The sequence below is a fragment of the Streptomyces sp. NPDC014891 genome (genome assembly GCF_043081085.1).
GTDB lineage: Bacteria > Actinomycetota > Actinomycetes > Streptomycetales > Streptomycetaceae > Streptomyces.
The window spans coordinates 325,929-342,306 of record NZ_JBIBWF010000002.1 but is presented as its reverse complement, the minus strand read 5'-3'; the positions used below and the strand labels follow the sequence as shown (position 1 = coordinate 342,306).

Genomic DNA, 16,378 nt, shown 5'->3' with positions numbered 1-16,378 from the left:
CTGCGATGGGCGCTCATGTGAGCGTTTTCCCTCTGGTTTCGGTCATGGCGTCTTCGGGGTCTGAAAACGGAAGCTACTTCTCGGTTACTTTCGATGTGCTGGCGGACGGGTGGTTAAGGCCACGTGACCGCTAGGCGTACCTCCCCAGAAGCCTTCGATCTGGGTATGTTCCTCGCCGTCAGGGCAGCCAACCGAGTCATCGAGGAGTCGGGACCCGTGTCGGAAAACAATGATCAGAAGTTCGTGTACGACTTCACCGAGGGCAACAGGGACCTGAAGGACCTGCTCGGTGGCAAGGGCGCGAACCTGGCCGAGATGACCAACCTCGGTCTGCCGGTCCCCCCCGGGTTCACGATCACCACCGAGGCGTGCAAGGTCTACCTCGAGAGCGGCTCGGAGCCCGTCGCGCTCCGCGACGAGGTGAGCGCCCACCTCGACGCGCTGGAGCAGCGCATGGGGAAGAAGCTCGGCCAGGCCGACGACCCGCTGCTGGTCTCGGTGCGCTCCGGGGCGAAGTTCTCCATGCCGGGCATGATGGACACCGTCCTCAACATCGGCCTCTCCGACGCCTCCGTCGTCGGCCTCGCCCGCCAGGCGGACAACGAGCGCTTCGCGTGGGACTCGTACCGCCGGCTCATCCAGATGTTCGGCAAGACCGTCCTCGGCGTCGAGGGCGAGCTCTTCGAGGACGCGCTGGACGAGGCGAAGTCCGCGAAGAAGGTCGCCAGCGACACCGACCTCGACGCCGCCGACCTCCAGCGGGTCGTCGAGCACTTCAAGAGGATCGTCAAGGCCGAGACCGGCCGCGACTTCCCCCAGGACCCGCGGGAGCAGATGGACCTCGCCATCGAGGCCGTCTTCAACTCCTGGAACACCGACCGCGCCAAGCTGTACCGCCGCCAGGAGCGCATCCCGGGCGACCTCGGCACCGCGGTCAACGTCTGCTCGATGGTCTTCGGCAACCTCGGCCCGGACTCCGGCACCGGCGTCGCCTTCACCCGCGACCCCGCCTCCGGCCACGAGGGCGTCTACGGCGACTACCTGCAGAACGCGCAGGGCGAGGACGTCGTCGCCGGCATCCGCAACACCGTGCCGCTGGCCGACCTCGAGGGCATCGACAAGACCTCGTACGACCAGCTCATGGAGATCATGAACACGCTGGAGACCCACTACAAGGATCTCTGCGACATCGAGTTCACCATCGAGCGCGGCCAGCTCTGGATGCTCCAGACCCGTGTCGGCAAGCGCACCGCCGGTGCCGCCTTCCGCATCGCCACGCAGCTCGTGGACCAGGGCCTGATCGACGAGGCCGAGGCGCTTCAGCGCGTCACCGGCGCCCAGCTCGCCCAGCTGATGTTCCCCAAGTTCGACGAGGCCGCGAAGGTCGAGCAGATCGGGCGCGGCATCGCCGCCTCCCCGGGCGCGGCCGTCGGCAAGGCCGTCTTCGACTCGTACACCGCCGTCAAGTGGTCCCGCTCGGGCGAGAAGGTCATCCTGATCCGCCGCGAGACCAACCCGGACGACCTGGACGGCATGATCGCCGCCGAGGGCATCCTCACCTCCCGGGGCGGCAAGACCTCGCACGCCGCCGTCGTCGCCCGCGGCATGGGCAAGACCTGTGTCTGCGGCGCCGAGGAGCTGGAGGTCGACACCAAGCGCCGCCGGATGACCACGGCCGACGGCCAGGTCGTCGAGGAGGGCGACGTCGTCTCCATCGACGGCTCCACCGGCAAGGTCTACCTCGGCGAGGTACCCGTCGTACCGTCTCCGGTCGTCGAGTACTTCGAGGGCCGCATGCACGCCGGCGCCGACGACGCCGACGAGCTCGTCCAGGCCGTCCACCGGATCATGGCCTACGCCGACCGCGTCCGCCGGCTGCGCGTCCGCGCCAACGCCGACAACGCCGAGGACGCCAACCGCGCCCGCCGCTTCGGCGCCCAGGGCATCGGCCTCTGCCGTACCGAGCACATGTTCCTCGGCGAGCGCCGCCAGTTCGTGGAGCGGCTCATCCTGGCCGACACCGACGCCGAGCGCGACGAGGCCCTGGAAGCCCTCCTGCCGCTTCAGCAGACGGACTTCGTCGAGCTCTTCGAGGCCATGGACGGGCTGCCCGTCACGGTCCGCCTGCTCGACCCGCCGCTGCACGAGTTCCTGCCCGACATCACCGAGCTGTCGGTGCGCGTCGCCCTCGCCGAGTCCCGCAAGGAGCCGCACGAGAACGACCTGCGCCTGCTCCAGGCCGTGCACCGGCTGCACGAGCAGAACCCGATGCTGGGTCTGCGCGGTGTCCGCCTCGGCCTGGTCATCCCCGGCCTGTTCACCATGCAGGTCCGGGCGATCGCCGAGGCCGCCGCCCAGCGCCTCGACGCCAAGGGCGACCCGCGGGTCGAGATCATGATCCCGCTCGTCGGCACCGTCCAGGAGCTGGAGATCGTCCGCGAGGAGGCCGAGCAGGTCATCGCGGAGGTCCAGGCCCGCACCGGCGTCGAGCTCAGGCTCGCCCTCGGCACCATGATCGAGCTGCCGCGCGCCGCCGTGACCGCCGGTCAGATCGCCGAGGCCGCGGAGTTCTTCTCCTTCGGCACCAACGACCTGACGCAGACGGTCTGGGGCTTCTCCCGCGACGACGTGGAGGCCTCGTTCTTCACGGCGTACCTGGAGAAGGGCATCTTCGGGGTCAGCCCCTTCGAGACCATCGACAAGGACGGCGTCGGCGCGCTCGTGCGCAGCGCCGTCCAGGCCGGCCGCGCCACCCGCCCCGACATCAAGCTCGGTGTCTGCGGCGAGCACGGCGGCGACCCGGAGTCGGTGCACTTCTTCCACGAGGTCGGTCTGGACTACGTCTCCTGCTCGCCCTTCCGGATCCCGGTGGCGCGTCTGGAGGCCGGCCGCGCGGCGGCCGAGTCGAAGGGCAGCGACAGCCGCTGAGTCCTGCTGAACAGGGGGTCAGGAGCGGCGGTCGGGCCCTCCTGAACCCCCGTTCAGCAGCGGGAATCACCGAACCACTCCGGTACGACCGGGGGCGCCGCCGGTCACTCCACCACCCTCACCGGCGGGCGGCGGCCCCGGAATCACGGCGACGGGACGGACACCTTTGTGCGGAGGTGTCCGTCCCGTCGTTTGTTTGTTGAGCGGATGTGAGGAGTTGTTCAATTGCGCCTGATTGAATTATTGGCCATTGAACTTTCTCGTCCTCCGCAAAGGATCCACCGCAAAGAATGAGGCGGGCGCGACCCCCGGATCCCCACCCGGAGGCCGCGCCCTTTACCGCTGCCGGGCAGGTGAGCCGCAACCCTCGCCGACCGCCGCCGGACGGGCAAAGCCCCCCACGGTCTTCACCACGTCACCTCGGTCCAGAAGGTTTCCTGCCCGACCCGTACAGCTTTTCGGTTCCGCCCCCATTGCCGCGATGCTTTTCAACTGTGGCTGAAACACCCTGGTAACGTGCAGTGATGCTGTGCATACTCGTCGTCGGGGGTGGTTGCGAGTGCACAGGTGGGGACGTCATGCTGCGGATTCATTTCACCGGAAACGATCTGGCGGGGGTACGGACCGCCGCCCGGCCCGATGTTCTGTGGGAAACGATTCTCAGCTTTCACCGTTTAAGGGACCGGCGCGGCCCCGTCGTCTTCGGGGAATGGCGCTCCGAAACCCGGATGCGGCTCAGCGGTGAGACGAGGCTCCTCGCGGCGCTGGTTCCGAGCCGCGGCTATTTTCCCGACTTCCTGACGCCCGCCGAGGGCGTCCACGGGCTCGACGAGGGCCTGGAGGCGGTCCGCGGCACCGACCCCGGACGACTGCGCGGCGAGCTCTCCCTCCTCGCCGCCGACCGCTCCGGCGGGCGCACGGTGCCGCATTCGCTGCGCGCCCTCGCCGACGGCGGCGCGGGGCCCTTCGGCCGCCTCCTGGGGGCGCTGCGGAGCTACCACCGCGCCGCCGTGGAGCCGTACTGGCCGCACATCAGGGCCCGTGTCGAGGCCGACCGGGCGCGGCGCGGCCGCGCGCTCCTGGACGGCGGCGCGGACGAACTCCTGGCCTCGCTGCCGCCGATGCTGCGCTGGCGCGCGCCCGTCCTGGAGGCCGACTATCCGGTCGACCGGGACGTCCACCTCGACGGGCGGGGGCTGCTGCTCCAGCCCTCGTACTTCTGCCGGGGGACCCCCGTGGTGCTGCGCGACCCCGCGCTGCCCCCGGTTCTCGTCTACCCGGTCACCCACGGCGAGGCGCCGACCGTACGGGCGCCGGGCGGCTCCTCGCTCGCCAAGCTGGTCGGCCAGACCCGCTCGGCCGTGCTGCACGCCATCGGCGACGGCGGCACGACGAGCGAGCTCGCCCGCCGGGCCGGGGTCTCGCTGGCCTCGGCGAGCCAGCACGCGGGGGTGCTCCGCGAGGCGGGGCTCATCGCGACCCTGCGGCACGGGAACGCGGTCCTGCACACCCTGACGCCGCTGGGCGCCGCCCTGCTCGGCGGCGCCCAACGGACGGTGGACCTGCGGTGCTACGCACGGAACGGGTCGGCCGGCTCGTAGGGGGAGCGGGGCCCGTCCGCCGCGCGGCGTCAGGCGCGGAACGGGCCCGTCACCTCGTAGGTGATGCCGCCGGAGGAGCTGCCGCTGGTGCCGCGCTGGCTGGAGAAGTAGAGGCGCCGGCCGTTGGGGGAGAAGGCGGGGCCGGTGATCTCCGAGGAGGACTGGCCGTTGATCCGCAGGAACGGCGCGACGACGTCGTCCGGGGTGATGACGCAGATCTCCATGGTGCCGCCGTCCTCGGCGATGAACAGGTCGCCGGAGGAGGAGCCGGTGACGTTGTCGACGCCGGTCAGCGGGGCGGCGCCGCCCGGCACGAGCGAGTCGTCGTAGGCCAGCTCGTAGGTGCCGGACGCGAGGTTCAGCTGCCAGAGCCGGTTGTCGCCCTTGGTGGTGAACCAGACGGTGTCGTTGGCGTAGTGGCAGCCCTCGCCGCCGTTGAACTTCTTCGCGCCCGAGACCTGGCTGCGGGTCGCGGTCGGGGAGCCGTCCGGGTCGGGGACGTTCTGCCAGGTGAAGGAGCCGCTCGCGGCGGTGCCCGCGACCAGCACCTGGAGGGTGCCGGAGGAGAGGTTGCCCCAGGTGGAGGGGATGAAGCGGTAGAAGCAGCCGTTCGTCTCGTCCTCGGTCAGGTAGACGACCTTGCGGACCGGGTCCGCCGCGGCGGCCTCGTGCTTGAAGCGGCCCATGGCGTCCCGTCGGACGGCCGCGTTCACCCCGTACGGGTCGGTCTCGTAGACGTACCCGAGGCTGACCTCCTCGCAGGAGAGCCAGGTGTTCCACGGGGTCCGGCCGCCGGCGCAGTTCTGCCGGGTGCCGGACAGCACGCGGTACGCGCCGGTGACGGCGCCGGTCGAGCCGAACCGCAGCGCGCTCGCGCCGCCGCTCGGGTTGATCTCCGAGTTGGACACGTAGATCCAGCCGGTGCCGTCGGCGAAGCAGGCGCCGCCGTCGGGGGCGCTGTGCCAGGTGTACGAGGTGCCGGGCACCGTCTGCCCCGACCGTGCGACGACCCGGCTGGTGAAGCCGGCGGGCAGCAGGATGCCGTTGGCGTCCGCCGCGCCGAGGGCGCCGTACGGGCCTGCTCCGGGCTGCGCGGGGGCCGCGTAGGCGGCGCCGTGCATCAGGGTGCCGCCGAAGGCCGCCGCCGACGTGCCGATGACCGCTCCGCGCAGAAAACTGCGTCGCTCCACGTGTCACTCCTGGGAAGGGTGGTGAACCGCCCCGTCAGGCCGGTCGGCGACGGGGTCGCGCGTTTCCGGAACCTAGGAGTACGGAGTTGACGGTGCATCAACAAGCGGTGACGGGGAGGCGGCGGGTCCCTGTCGGGCGGGCGGGCCCGCGCCCGCCCGGGGCCCCGCCCGGCCGGGACCCCGCCCGGCCGGGACCCCGCCCGGCCGGGACCCCGCCCGGCCGGGACCCCGCCCGGCCGGGACCCCGCCCGGCCGGGACCCGCCCGGCCGGGGCCCGCCCCGCCGGGACCTTCGGCACTTGGACGGATCCGGTCCCCCGGGGACACTGGAGGGCATGCGTGCCACCCGGGACATCAGGGGCCGAGACGACCTCGACGTGCTGCTGCGGCGGTTCTACACCGCCGCCTTCGCCGACCCCCTCATCGGGCCGTACTTCACCGAGATCGCCGGCACCGACCTCGAAGCGCACCTGCCGCGCATCACCGACTTCTGGGAGCGCGCCCTCTTCCGTACCGCCGGCTACGGCCGCGACGCCTTCGCGCCGCACGCCGCCCTCCACTCCGCCCGGCCCCTCACCGCCGCCCACTTCGGGCGCTGGGTGCAGCTCTGGCGGGCCGCCGTCGACGGCCTGCACACCGGGCCGCGCGCCGAGCGGGCCAAGGGCCAGGGCGAGCGGATCGCCGTCGCGATGCTCCGCCGGCTCGCCGGCACCGGGGCCGGCACCGCGGGCGCGGGCGGTGGATTCGTACCGTTGGCCGCCCTCGAGCTGCGCTCCGCCGCCTGAACGAAAAAGAATCCTCGGGAGAGCGATGAGTTACGGGCGGGACGCCCGTCCTACCTCTTGAAAGCGCCGGAGCGACCGAAGCGACCGGAGCGACCGCAAGGGAAGAGAGCGCATCATGGCCCCGCAGATGATCTTCGTGAACCTGCCCGTCAAGAGTGTCGACGCCAGCAGGGCCTTCTTCGAGAAGCTCGGCTTCTCCCACAACCCGCAGTTCAGCGACGAGTCCACGACCTGCGTGGTCTTCAGCGACACGATCTTCGCGATGCTCCTCGAAGAGGAGAAGTTCAGGTCGTTCATGGCGCCCGGCAAGGAGCTCTCCGACGCCACCAAGGCGACCGAGGTCCTGGTCACCCTGAGCGCCGAGAGCCGCGAGAGGTGCGACGAGCTGGCCGACGCGGCCCTCGCCGCCGGCGGCACCCCGGCGAAGGACGCGATGGACCTGGGCTTCATGTACGGCCGCTCCTTCACGGACCTGGACGGCCACCACTGGGAGGTCTTCTGGATGGACCCGGCGGCCGCCCAGGGCTGAGCCCCGTGCGTCAGGCGGAGACGCCGCCGTCGATCACCAGGTCCGTGCCGACGGCGGAGCCCGCCGCGTCCGACGCCAGGTACAGCACCGCCGCCGCCACCTCGGCGGCGGAGGAGATCCGCCCCAGCGGGGACTCCCGCTTCATCCGGACCTCCCGTCCGGCCTCCGTCTCGCCGGGCAGCAGCGACATCGAGGACTCCGCGGCACCGGGGCTGACCGCGTTGATCCGGACCCCGTCGGCGATGTGGTCCAGGGCCGCGGCCCGGGTGAGCGCCGACACGGCGGCCTTGGAGACCTGGTAGCCGAAGAGGCCCGGCTTGCGGACGTGCGGGCCCAGGTTCGACGCGATGTTCACGATGGCCCCGCCGCCGTGCGCCCGCATGTGGGCCACCTCGGCCTGCAGGGCGTGCAGCACCCCGGTGACGTTGACGTCGAGCAGCATCCGCCAGTCGTCCAGCGGGAGGTCGGCGGCGCTCCGGCCGCCGCCGCGGAACACCCCCGCGTTGTTCACGGCCACGTCGAGACCGCCGTGGATCTCGACCGTGCGCCGGACCAGCTCCCGTACGGACCCGGCGTCGGTCACGTCGGCCGTGACGGCCGCGGCGGTGCCCCCGGCGGCCTCGATCAGGCCCACCGTCCCCGCCAGGGGCTCGGCGGTGCGGCCGGCGACGACGACCTTCGCGCCCTCGGCGGCGAAGGCGAGCGCGATGGCCCGGCCGAGACCGGAACCGGCGCCGGTGACGAGGACGACGCGGTCGGTGAAGCGTGCGTTCATGTGAGTCGACTCCCGTGTGGTGTGTGGTGTGTGGTGCGCGGTGTGCGTTTCCGTGCGGTGTGGTCCGGGGGTGTGGGGGCGCGTGCCTACCTGAGGCGGGACGCGGCGGCGGCGAGCACGGCGAACAGCGCGGCGGCCGCCGTCAGCGACACCGCGTCCCCGCCGAGGGCGAGCAGGGCGGCGAAGACCACGGTCGGGCCGAGCTCCATCGCCGTGTTGAGGACGCCGCCCGCGAGGCCCGCCCGGTGCGCCGGGACGCCCTCGGTGGCCAGCACGGCGGCGGCCGCGAAGGACAGGGCGCCGCCCACCGGCAACAGGAGCAGACCGGGGAGCAGGCCGTACGCGTACGGCACCGAGGGCGTGAAGCCGGTGGCGGCGAGCAGGCCGAGCCCCGCGGCCGCCGTCCCGAGCCCGGCGGCGGTCACCCGCCCGGGGCCGTACCGCCCGATCAGCGGCCCCGTCGCCCGGCCCGCACCCAGCAGGGCGAGCGCGAAGGGCACGAACGCCGCGGAGGCGCGCAGCTCGTTCCAGCCGCGCTGCTGCTGGAACGACAGCGAGAGCAGGACGAAGACGGAGGCCATGCCGGTCGCCGTGAGGCCGATCGCCGCGAGGCCGAGTCCCCGGCGGCGGTCGCGCAGGAAGTCCGGGGGCAGCAGGGGGTCGGCGGTGCGCCGTTCCACGGCCCCGAAGGCGGCGAGGAGGACGAGACCGGCCGACAGCGGGACGAGGACGGGGGCGGAGCCCCAGGCGTGCGCGTCGGTGAGGACGAGCCCGAGGCTGGCGAGGGTGATCCCGGCGGTGGCCAGGAGCGCGCCGGGGAGGTCCAGGGACCGGCCGCCCCGGTCGCGGCCCGGTGGGGTCCGCGGCAGCGCGCGCGGTGCCAGGAGCAGGGCCGCGACGGCCACCGCCACCGGCACCGCGAACGTCCCGCGCCAGGACGTGGCCGCCGCGATCACCCCGGAGAGCAGGTTCCCCGCCGTCGCGCCCAGCACCGAGAGGCCGCCCCAGGTCGCCATCGCCCCGCTGTACGCGCCCGGGTCGGGGAACAGGGCCCGGAGGACCGCCATCGCGGCCGGTGCGACGAGCGCCGCGCCGACGCCCTGTCCGAACCGGGCGGCGAGCAGGGCCTCGTACCCCGGGGTGAGCGGCGCGAGGGCGGAGGCGGCGGCGAAGACCAGCAGTCCCGCGGTGAGGGCCCGGCGTCCGCCGAAGCGGTCGGCGAGCCGGCCGCCGAAGAGGAGCAGCCCGGCGAAGGTGAGGCCGTAGGCGGCGCTCAGCAGGATCAGCTGGGCGCGGTCGAGCCGGAACTCGACGCCGATGCGGGGGAGGGGCACGGCGAGGGAGGCGAGCGTGAAGATCAGGGTCATCTGGACGGCCGCGAGGAGGACGAAGCCGCCACGGGCGCGACGGCCCCGGGGCGCCGGGTCCTCGTGCCCCGGGGCTTCGGGCGCGGGCGCTTCGGGCGCAGAGCCTTCGGGCTCGGGGGCTTCGTGCGCCGGGGTCTGGCGCGCCGGGGTCTCGGGCGCCGAGCCCCCGCGCCTGGGCGCTTCGTGCGCCGGGCCCCCACATCCGGGCGCTTCGTGCGTCCGGCCCCCGCGCCCGGGCGCTTCGTGCGCAGGGCCCCCGCGCCCGGGGGCTTCGTGCGCCGGGCCCCGCGCCGCTCCGGATCCCTCCCCGCAGCGTCCGCCCTCGGTGGCTCCGCCGGGTTCCCCCACCTTCGTCGACGACATTCCCCTCCCCCTTATTTGACCGTACGTTCCATAATGAGCTCCTAAGAAAGGGCGCCCCCCGTGGGCGCCCTTCCTCCGGTCCGGTGACCTCAGTCCAGCAGGGCCAGGGCCTGCTCCGCCGCGTCCCGCACCCGGGCCGGCTCGCTCGACGCCTTGCCGACGACCCGGATGCCCTGGAGCAGGACCAGCAGCATGCGCGCCAGGGCGCGCGGGTCCCGGTCGGCCGGGAGTTCGCCCCCGGCGCGGGCCCGGGTGAGCGCCGCGTACAGGAGCGTCTCGATCTGCTCCCAGCTGAGTTCGACCCGGCGGGCCACCGCCGTGTCGTGCGGACCCAGCTCCGCCGCCGAGTTGGTGACGAAGCAGCCGTTCGCCCGCTCCCCGTCGGCCGACGCCTCGGCGGCGAACCGGCGGACCAGCGCGCGGACCGCCGGCAGGGCCGGGCCCGGCGCGGACAGCTCCTCGACGATCCGCGGGTCGCGGGTCTCCAGGTAGCGGTCCAGCGCCCTGAGGTACAGCGTGTGCTTGTTCCCGAAGGTCGCGTAGATGCTGGCCCGGCCGATGCCGAGCCGCTCCACGAGGTCCGACATCGTCGTCGCCTCGTAGCCGCGCGCCCAGAACAGCTCGAGGGCGGCCTGGAGCGCGGCGTCGGGATCGAATTCCTTGGTCCTGGCCACGGGAGGACCGTACGACTCTCTGGAACGATCGGTCAAGTTACCTGAGGCGTACCGGAAACACCGCCACCGCGACCTCGTCGTCGTCCAGGCACCGGCCCGTCTCCAGGTCGAAGCGCTGCTTCAGCAGCGGTGAGGCGACGAACGGCCGGCCGTCCGCCGTGCCGACGAGCCCCCGGGAGAGCACCTGCGCCCCGGTGAACGGGTCGCGGTTGTCGATCGCGTACGCCCGCCCGGTCCGGTCCCGGAAGACCGCCGCCTGCCGGCCGTCCGGCAGCAGCGCCGCCACTCCCCGGCCGGGTGTCAGCCGGCCCTCCTCGCAGACCGCCATCCAGGCGTCGGGTGACGGGGACAGTTCGAGGGTCGGCGTCCCGGACGCCGGGGACGGGGCGGGCGGCGTGGCGTCGAGCGTCGTCGGATGCGTCATCGGGAGGTGACCCCTTCCAGGGTGAGGAACGTGAGATCCGGCTTGATCTGGTCGCGCTCCGGCACGAAGCGGACCGAGGGGTCCGGCGCCTCCGGGGCGTTCACGAAGGAGACGAAGCGCCGCAGCCGCTCCGGGTCGTCGAGGGTCTCGGCCCACTCGTCCCGGTAGTCGGCGACGTGCGCCGCCATCAGGGCCTCCAGCTCGTCGCAGAGCCCGAGCGAGTCGTGCACCACCACGTCCCTGAGGTGGTCGAGCCCGCCCTCCAGCCGCTCCAGCCAGGTCGACGTCCGCTCCAGGCGGTCCGCCGTCCGGATGTAGAACATCAGGAACCGGTCGATCAGGCGCACCAGTTCGGCGTCCGAGAGGTCCTGGGCGAGCAGGTCGGCGTGGCGCGGGGTCGCGCCGCCGTTCCCGCCGACGTACAGGTTCCAGCCGCTCGCCGTGGCGATGATCCCGAAGTCCTTCGACTGCGCCTCGGCGCACTCGCGGGCGCACCCGGAGACGGCCGACTTCAGCTTGTGCGGGGCCCGCAGGCCCCGGTAGCGCAGCTCCAGTCCGATCGCCATCCGCACCGAGTCCTGCACGCCGTACCGGCACCAGGTCTGCCCCACGCAGGACTTGACCGTGCGCAGCGCCTTGCCGTACGCGTGCCCGGACTCGAAGCCCGCGTCGACCAGGCGGGTCCAGATCGCCGGGAGCTGGTCCACCCGGGCGCCGAAGAGGTCGATCCGCTGACCGCCGGTGATCTTGGTGTAGAGGCCGAAGTCGCGGGCCACCTCGCCGATCACGATGAGCCTGTCCGGGGTGATCTCGCCGCCGGGGATGCGCGGCACGACCGAGTAGGAGCCGTTGCGCTGCATGTTGGCGAGGAAGTGGTCGTTGGTGTCCTGGAGGGAGGCCTGCTCGCCGTCCAGGATGTAGCCGTTGTTGAGGGAGGCCAGGATCGAGCCGACGGTCGGCTTGCAGACCTCGCAGCCCTCCCCGCCGCGCGCCTCCTCCCGTCCGTGGGAGTCGAGCAGCGCCGCGAAGGAGGTCACCCGCAGGGTGCGGGCGATCTCGTACAGCTCGCTGCGGGTGTACGAGAAGCAGCGGCACAGACCCCGCTCGGCCGGGGCGGGCAGCAGCTTCTCGATGACCTTCACGCAACTGCCGCAGCCCGTCCCGGCCTTGGTGCACTTCTTCACCTCGGCGAGCGAGGCGCACTGGCCGATCGCGTGCTTCGTCACGTTGTGGCAGGAGCAGATCACCGCGTCGTCCGGCAGCGCCGAGGGCCCGAGGGTGACCGGGGCGCCCGCGCCCGCCGGGAGGACCAGCTGCTCGGGGGAGACCGGCGGGACCGTCCCGGTGAGCGGGCGCAGCAGGCCGTACTGCTCGGCGTCGCCGACCAGGACACCGCCCAGGAGGACGCCGTCGCCGCTCACCACCAGCTTCTTGTAGACGCCCGAGCGGGAGTCGGAGTAGACGACGTCGAGGCAGCCCTCGGCCGTGCCGTGCGCGTCGCCGAAGGACGCGACGTCCACGCCGAGCAGCTTCAGCTTCGTCGACAGGTCGGCGCCGGTGAAGCCGTCGTCCTCGCCCGCCTCCTCCGCGAGGGTCGCCGCCACCGTCTGGGCCATCTCGTAGCCCGGCGCCACCAGGCCGTACACCCGCCCGTCGGAGGCCAGCGCGCACTCGCCGATCGCGAACACCGCCGGGTCCGAGGTGCGGCACCGCTCGTCGACCGCGATGCCGCCACGCTCCCCCACGGCCAGGCCGCAGTCGCGGGCCAGCTGGTCCCGGGGCCGGACGCCGGCGGAGAACACGACCATGTCCACGGCCAGTTCGGAACCGTCCGACAGCCTCATCCCCGTCACGGCGCCGTCCGCCGTCACGACCTCCTGCGTCCCCGTCCCGGTGTGCACGGTCAGGCCCATCCGCTCGATGGTGCGCAGCAGCGCGGCGCCGCCGCCCTCGTCGACCTGCACCGGCATCAGCCGCGGGGCGAACTCCACCACGTGCGTGTCGAGTCCGAGGCCCTTGAGCGCCCCGGCCGCCTCCAGGCCCAGCAGACCGCCGCCGACGACCGCGCCGGTCCTCGCCGTCCCCGCGTACTCCTCGATGGCCAGGAGGTCCTCGATCGTCCGGTAGACGAAGCAGCCCCGGGCGTCCTTGCCGGGCACCGGCGGCACGAAGGGGTACGAGCCGGTGGCGAGGACCAGCGTGTCGTAGGCGAAGACCCGTCCGGAGCGGGCGGTGACCGTGCGGGCGTCGCGGTCCACCGACTCCGCCGCGTCGCCCACGTACAGCTCGATGCCGTGCTTCTCCATGAAGCCGGCCTCGACCATCGACAGGTCGTCCGGGGTCTTCCCCGAGAAGTACGAGGTCAGCTGGACGCGGTCGTAGGCCGGGCGCGGCTCCTCGCAGAGGACGACGATCCTGGCCCGCTCGGTGACACCGCGGTCGGCGAGCGACTCCAGGAACCGCTGGCCGACCATTCCGTGGCCGACCAGGACGATGGTGGGGGTGGTCATGAGGAGCCTCCGTCGTGGGTGAGCAGGTGCAGCAGGGGGGCCTCTTCGGGCAGGGCCTCGTCGCCCTCCCAGGCCCGGGCGAGCGTGCCGACGGCGGCCAGGTCGCCGAGGAGGACGCCGCCGACGAGGCGGTCCCCGCGGACGACGACCTTGCGGTAGGCGCGGCGGGTGGCGTCGGTGAGCTGGACGACGTCGTCGCCGGGGAGGGCGGTGGTCTCCCCGAAGGCGGCGAGGTCGAGCGGCTGCGCGCCGCCCAGGGTGAGCCGGGTGAGGGCGCGGGTGCCGGTGTAGGCGGCGGAGGGGGCGCGGTCCGCTCCCGCGACGGAGGAGGCACCGTCCGCTCCCGCGGCCGAGGGGCCGCGGTCCGTTCCCGCGGCGTCCGCCCGGGGAGTGGACGCCGTTCCCGCGGCAGCCGCCCCGGGAGCGGACGCCGTTGCCGCGGCGCCCGCCCCCTGAGCCGGCGGTCCCGGCGGTCCCGGCGGGGCCGGGGCGGCCGCCGAGGCCAGCAGGACCTCCGCCAGGGCGTCCGCCTGCTCCAGCGCCGGGCCCGCCAGCCCGTAGACCCGGCCCGCGTGTTCCGCGCAGTCGCCGATCGCGTGGACGTACGGATCGGACGTCCGGAGCTCGTCGTCGACGACGATGCCGGTGGCGACCGCGAGGCCCGCCTCCCGCGCCAGGGCCACCCTCGGGCGGACCCCGCACGCCAGGACCACGACCTGCGCGTCGAGGACGAAGCCGTCGGCCAGCTCGACGGCCGTGACCCCGCCGTCCCGCTGCCGCAGCCCGCTCACCCGGCACTCGGTGTGCACCTCGACCCCGAGGGCCTCGACGTGCTCCCGCAGCAGCTCCGAGGCCGACGCGTCCAGCTGGCGCTCCATCAGGCGCTCGCCCTGCTGGGTGAGCACCACCTCCGCGCCCACCGCCGCGAGCGCCCGCGCCGCCGAGACCCCGAGGAGCCCGCCGCCGATCACCACCGCCCGCGTCCCGGGCCGCACCCGGTCGCGCAGCGCCAGGCAGTCGTCGAGCGTGCGGAAGGCGTGGACGCCCTCCGGCGGCTCCGCCCCGGCCGGCCCGCGCAGTCCGCGCAGCGGCGGGAGCACCGGGTTGGAGCCCGTCGCCAGGACCAGGCGGTCGTAGCCGACGAGGGAGCCGTCCGCGCACTCCACCGTCCGCGCCGCCCGGTCGATCCGCACCGCCCGCACCCCGAGCCGCACCGGCTCGCGGGTGCCCGGCAGGGCGATGACCTCGGGGGCGTACCGCCCGGCGAGGACGTCGGCGAGCAGCACCCTGTTGTACGGGGCGTGCGGCTCCTCGCCGAGGAGGGTGACCGGCAGGCGCTGGGCGAGCCGGGCGCCCGCCGTTCCGCCCCCGACCACCACGATCCGTGTACTCATACCGGGAAGCGTGCGCGGCCGGTGTTTCCCGGCGGCATCCCGGCTGTTTCCCGTACGGAACGCTGATCTCCGTCCCCACCCCGGCCCGCTGTGAGGCCGGACCGGGGGACCGCCCGGGTTAACCCGTGGTCAGGCTCGGCTCAAGCCAGGCTTAAAGATCGGCGGAAGCGGGCTGAGCTGCGGATTCCCGTATACGGGCGGACCTACTGTGCCGGATGTGACCACCGAGGCCAGCCACCCTCTCTACGTACCCCTCCCCGCCGCACCGGCCCCCGCCGCGCCGCCCTCCGCCCCGCCGACCCCCGCCCCGCCCCATCCCCTCCTGCGGTTCGCCCCCGACCGGCTGCGCACCGCGATCCTCGGCGGCGCCGGGGCCGTCGCCCTGCTCTGGGGCGTCCAGGCCCGGCCCTCCGCCCGCCTCGACGCCCTCTTCGCGTCCGGCGCCCACCTCACCGGCCTGCTCGCCGGCTACGGCGTGCTCGTCCTGCTGCTGCTCATGGCCCGCGTCCCCGGCATCGAGCACGGCGTCGGCGCCGACCGGCTGGCCCGCTGGCACGCCCTCGGAGGCCGGTACGTGCTCGGCCTCATCGGCGCGCACGCGCTCCTCGCGCTCTGCGGGTACGCCGTGCACACCCGGACCGACCTGCTCACCGCCACCGGGGACCTCATGGCGTACGGCGCGATCGCCGCCGCCACCCTCGGCACCGCCCTCTTCGTCGCGGTCGGCGTCACCTCCGCCCGGGCCGTGCGGAACCGGCTCCGGCACGAGACCTGGCGGGCCGTCCACCTCGGCGGGCTGCTCGCCGCCGCCCTCGGCTTCGTGCACCAGCTCGCCGGCCCCGACATCGCCGAGAGCCCCCTCGTCCGCTGGCTCTGGGCGATGGCCCACGGCACCGTCGCCGTCCTCCTGCTCTGGTACCGGCTCGTCGTCCCCGTCCGCGCCGCCCTCCGGCACGACCTGCGGGTCGTGGAGGTCCGCGACGAGGGCCCCGGGGTCGTCTCGGTGCTGATCCGCGGCAGGGGAGTGGCCCGACTGCGCGCCGAGCCCGGCCAGTTCTTCCGCTGGCGCTTCCTGCGGCGCGGACTCTGGGCGACCGCCCTGCCCTTCTCCCTCTCCGCGCCCGTCCGCGACGACACCCTGCGCATCACCGTCAAGGCGCTCGGCGACCACACCCGCCGCATCCGCCGGCTCCGCCCCGGCGTCCGGGTCCTCGCCGCCGGACCGTTCGGCGCCCTCACCGCCCACCGCCGCACGCGCCGCAAGGTGCTGCTGCTCGCGGGCGGCGTCGGCATCACCCCGCTGCGCGCGCTCTTCGAGACGCTGCCCGGCGGTCCCGGCGACGTGACCCTGCTCTACCGGGCCTCCGACGCCGCCGGACTCGTCCTCCGCGAGGAACTGGAGGGCATCGCCCGCGAGCGGCAGGCCGCGCTCCACTTCCTCCTCGGCCGCTCCGACGACTCCTTCGACCCCCTCGCGCCGCGCGCCCTGCGCCATCTGGTGCCGGACCTCGCCGCCCACGACGTCTACCTGTGCGGGCCGCCCGCCATGGCCCGCGCCGCCACCGCCAACCTGATCAGGGCCGGAGTGCCGGCCTCCCGCATCCACAGCGAGGACTTCGACCATGCGTGAACCCCACAGGTCCCGGCACGCGGCCCCGCGCCCCGTCCCCGGCGCGCACCGGGCCGGACGCCGGCTCGCCGCCGCCCTCCTCGGGGCGGGAGCGCTCGCCGGGACCCTGCTCACGGCCGCCGTCTCCCCGGCGGCGCCCCCGGCCCCCGACCGCCTCCCGGGCACCGCAAGCTCAGACGTAGCTCAACTCTCCAGGGATTGATGGACGG

13 protein-coding genes are annotated in these 16,378 nt (G+C 73.8%); 6 read left to right on the top strand and 7 right to left on the bottom strand.

Annotated elements, in window-relative coordinates:
- Positions 1-216: 216 nt before the first annotated feature.
- Both ppdK and ACF09E_RS06155 read left to right on the top strand, forming a co-directional pair.
- Entirely contained in the window at positions 217-2,928 is a 2,712-nt protein-coding gene (gene ppdK, locus ACF09E_RS06160; protein WP_392204104.1) for a pyruvate, phosphate dikinase, read from the top strand.
- Positions 2,929-3,506: 578 nt separating this feature from the next.
- On the top strand, positions 3,507-4,529 hold the full coding sequence (locus ACF09E_RS06155; RefSeq protein ID WP_392204103.1) for a helix-turn-helix domain-containing protein: 1,023 nt from the start codon (positions 3,507-3,509) through the stop codon (positions 4,527-4,529).
- Between the two features lie 29 nt (positions 4,530-4,558).
- Here the strand turns inward: ACF09E_RS06155 and ACF09E_RS06150 are convergent, their stop codons facing one another.
- Positions 4,559-5,719, bottom strand: coding sequence for an alkaline phosphatase PhoX (locus ACF09E_RS06150; protein WP_392204102.1), 1,161 nt, complete (start codon positions 5,717-5,719; stop codon positions 4,559-4,561).
- Positions 5,720-6,053: 334 nt separating this feature from the next.
- On the opposite strand from ACF09E_RS06150, the gene ACF09E_RS06145 reads away from it, so the two are divergent.
- Positions 6,054-6,503 (top strand): group III truncated hemoglobin, encoded by a 450-nt coding sequence (locus ACF09E_RS06145; RefSeq protein ID WP_392204101.1) that lies wholly within the window; start codon positions 6,054-6,056, stop codon positions 6,501-6,503.
- Between the two features lie 115 nt (positions 6,504-6,618).
- On the top strand, positions 6,619-7,032 hold the full coding sequence (locus ACF09E_RS06140) for a VOC family protein (RefSeq protein WP_392204100.1): 414 nt from the start codon (positions 6,619-6,621) through the stop codon (positions 7,030-7,032).
- Between the two features lie 10 nt (positions 7,033-7,042).
- On the opposite strand, the gene ACF09E_RS06135 is transcribed toward ACF09E_RS06140, so the two are convergent.
- The 6 genes from ACF09E_RS06135 to ACF09E_RS06110 all read right to left on the bottom strand — a co-directional run bounded on the left by ACF09E_RS06135 (position 7,043) and on the right by ACF09E_RS06110 (position 14,539).
- Entirely contained in the window at positions 7,043-7,807 is a 765-nt protein-coding gene (locus ACF09E_RS06135; RefSeq protein ID WP_392204099.1) for an SDR family NAD(P)-dependent oxidoreductase, read from the bottom strand.
- An 86-nt stretch (positions 7,808-7,893) separates the two neighbouring features.
- The gene (locus tag ACF09E_RS06130) at positions 7,894-9,174 is read right to left on the bottom strand and encodes an MFS transporter (protein ID WP_392204098.1); all 1,281 of its coding nucleotides are present in this window, start codon (positions 9,172-9,174) and stop codon (positions 7,894-7,896) included.
- A gap of 452 nt (positions 9,175-9,626) precedes the next feature.
- Complete coding sequence (locus ACF09E_RS06125; protein WP_392204097.1) at positions 9,627-10,211, bottom strand: TetR/AcrR family transcriptional regulator; 585 nt, start codon at positions 10,209-10,211, stop codon at positions 9,627-9,629.
- Positions 10,212-10,248: 37 nt separating this feature from the next.
- Positions 10,249-10,635, bottom strand: coding sequence for a nitrite reductase small subunit NirD (nirD, locus tag ACF09E_RS06120; RefSeq protein ID WP_392204096.1), 387 nt, complete (start codon positions 10,633-10,635; stop codon positions 10,249-10,251).
- Entirely contained in the window at positions 10,632-13,145 is a 2,514-nt protein-coding gene (gene nirB / locus ACF09E_RS06115) for a nitrite reductase large subunit NirB (RefSeq protein WP_392204095.1), read from the bottom strand. Before nirB ends, nirD begins: the two co-directional genes overlap by 4 nt.
- A complete protein-coding gene (locus ACF09E_RS06110; protein ID WP_392204094.1) occupies positions 13,142-14,539 on the bottom strand; it encodes an NAD(P)/FAD-dependent oxidoreductase in 1,398 nt (465 codons plus the stop codon). Before ACF09E_RS06110 ends, nirB begins: the two co-directional genes overlap by 4 nt.
- A 322-nt stretch (positions 14,540-14,861) precedes the next feature.
- On the opposite strand from ACF09E_RS06110, the gene ACF09E_RS06105 reads away from it, so the two are divergent.
- Together ACF09E_RS06105 and ACF09E_RS06100 are read left to right on the top strand one after the other, a co-directional pair.
- Positions 14,862-16,169, top strand: coding sequence for a ferric reductase-like transmembrane domain-containing protein (locus ACF09E_RS06105; protein ID WP_392204431.1), 1,308 nt, complete (start codon positions 14,862-14,864; stop codon positions 16,167-16,169).
- Complete coding sequence (locus ACF09E_RS06100) at positions 16,162-16,371, top strand: hypothetical protein (protein ID WP_361849759.1); 210 nt, start codon at positions 16,162-16,164, stop codon at positions 16,369-16,371. Before ACF09E_RS06105 ends, ACF09E_RS06100 begins: the two co-directional genes overlap by 8 nt.
- The last annotated feature ends 7 nt before the right edge of the window (positions 16,372-16,378 follow it).

Coding starts and splice junctions, on each gene's coding strand:
- ACF09E_RS06130 (WP_392204098.1), bottom strand. CDS start 9,174: ATGACCCTGATCTTCACGCTCGCCTCCCTCGCCGTGCCCCTCCCCCGC.
- ACF09E_RS06135 (WP_392204099.1), bottom strand. CDS start 7,807: ATGAACGCACGCTTCACCGACCGCGTCGTCCTCGTCACCGGCGCCGGT.
- nirB (WP_392204095.1), bottom strand. CDS start 13,145: ATGACCACCCCCACCATCGTCCTGGTCGGCCACGGAATGGTCGGCCAG.
- ACF09E_RS06110 (WP_392204094.1), bottom strand. CDS start 14,539: ATGAGTACACGGATCGTGGTGGTCGGGGGCGGAACGGCGGGCGCCCGG.
- ACF09E_RS06155 (WP_392204103.1), top strand. CDS start 3,507: ATGCTGCGGATTCATTTCACCGGAAACGATCTGGCGGGGGTACGGACC.
- ACF09E_RS06140 (WP_392204100.1), top strand. CDS start 6,619: ATGGCCCCGCAGATGATCTTCGTGAACCTGCCCGTCAAGAGTGTCGAC.
- ACF09E_RS06145 (WP_392204101.1), top strand. CDS start 6,054: ATGCGTGCCACCCGGGACATCAGGGGCCGAGACGACCTCGACGTGCTG.
- nirD (WP_392204096.1), bottom strand. CDS start 10,635: ATGACGCATCCGACGACGCTCGACGCCACGCCGCCCGCCCCGTCCCCG.
- ACF09E_RS06100 (WP_361849759.1), top strand. CDS start 16,162: ATGCGTGAACCCCACAGGTCCCGGCACGCGGCCCCGCGCCCCGTCCCC.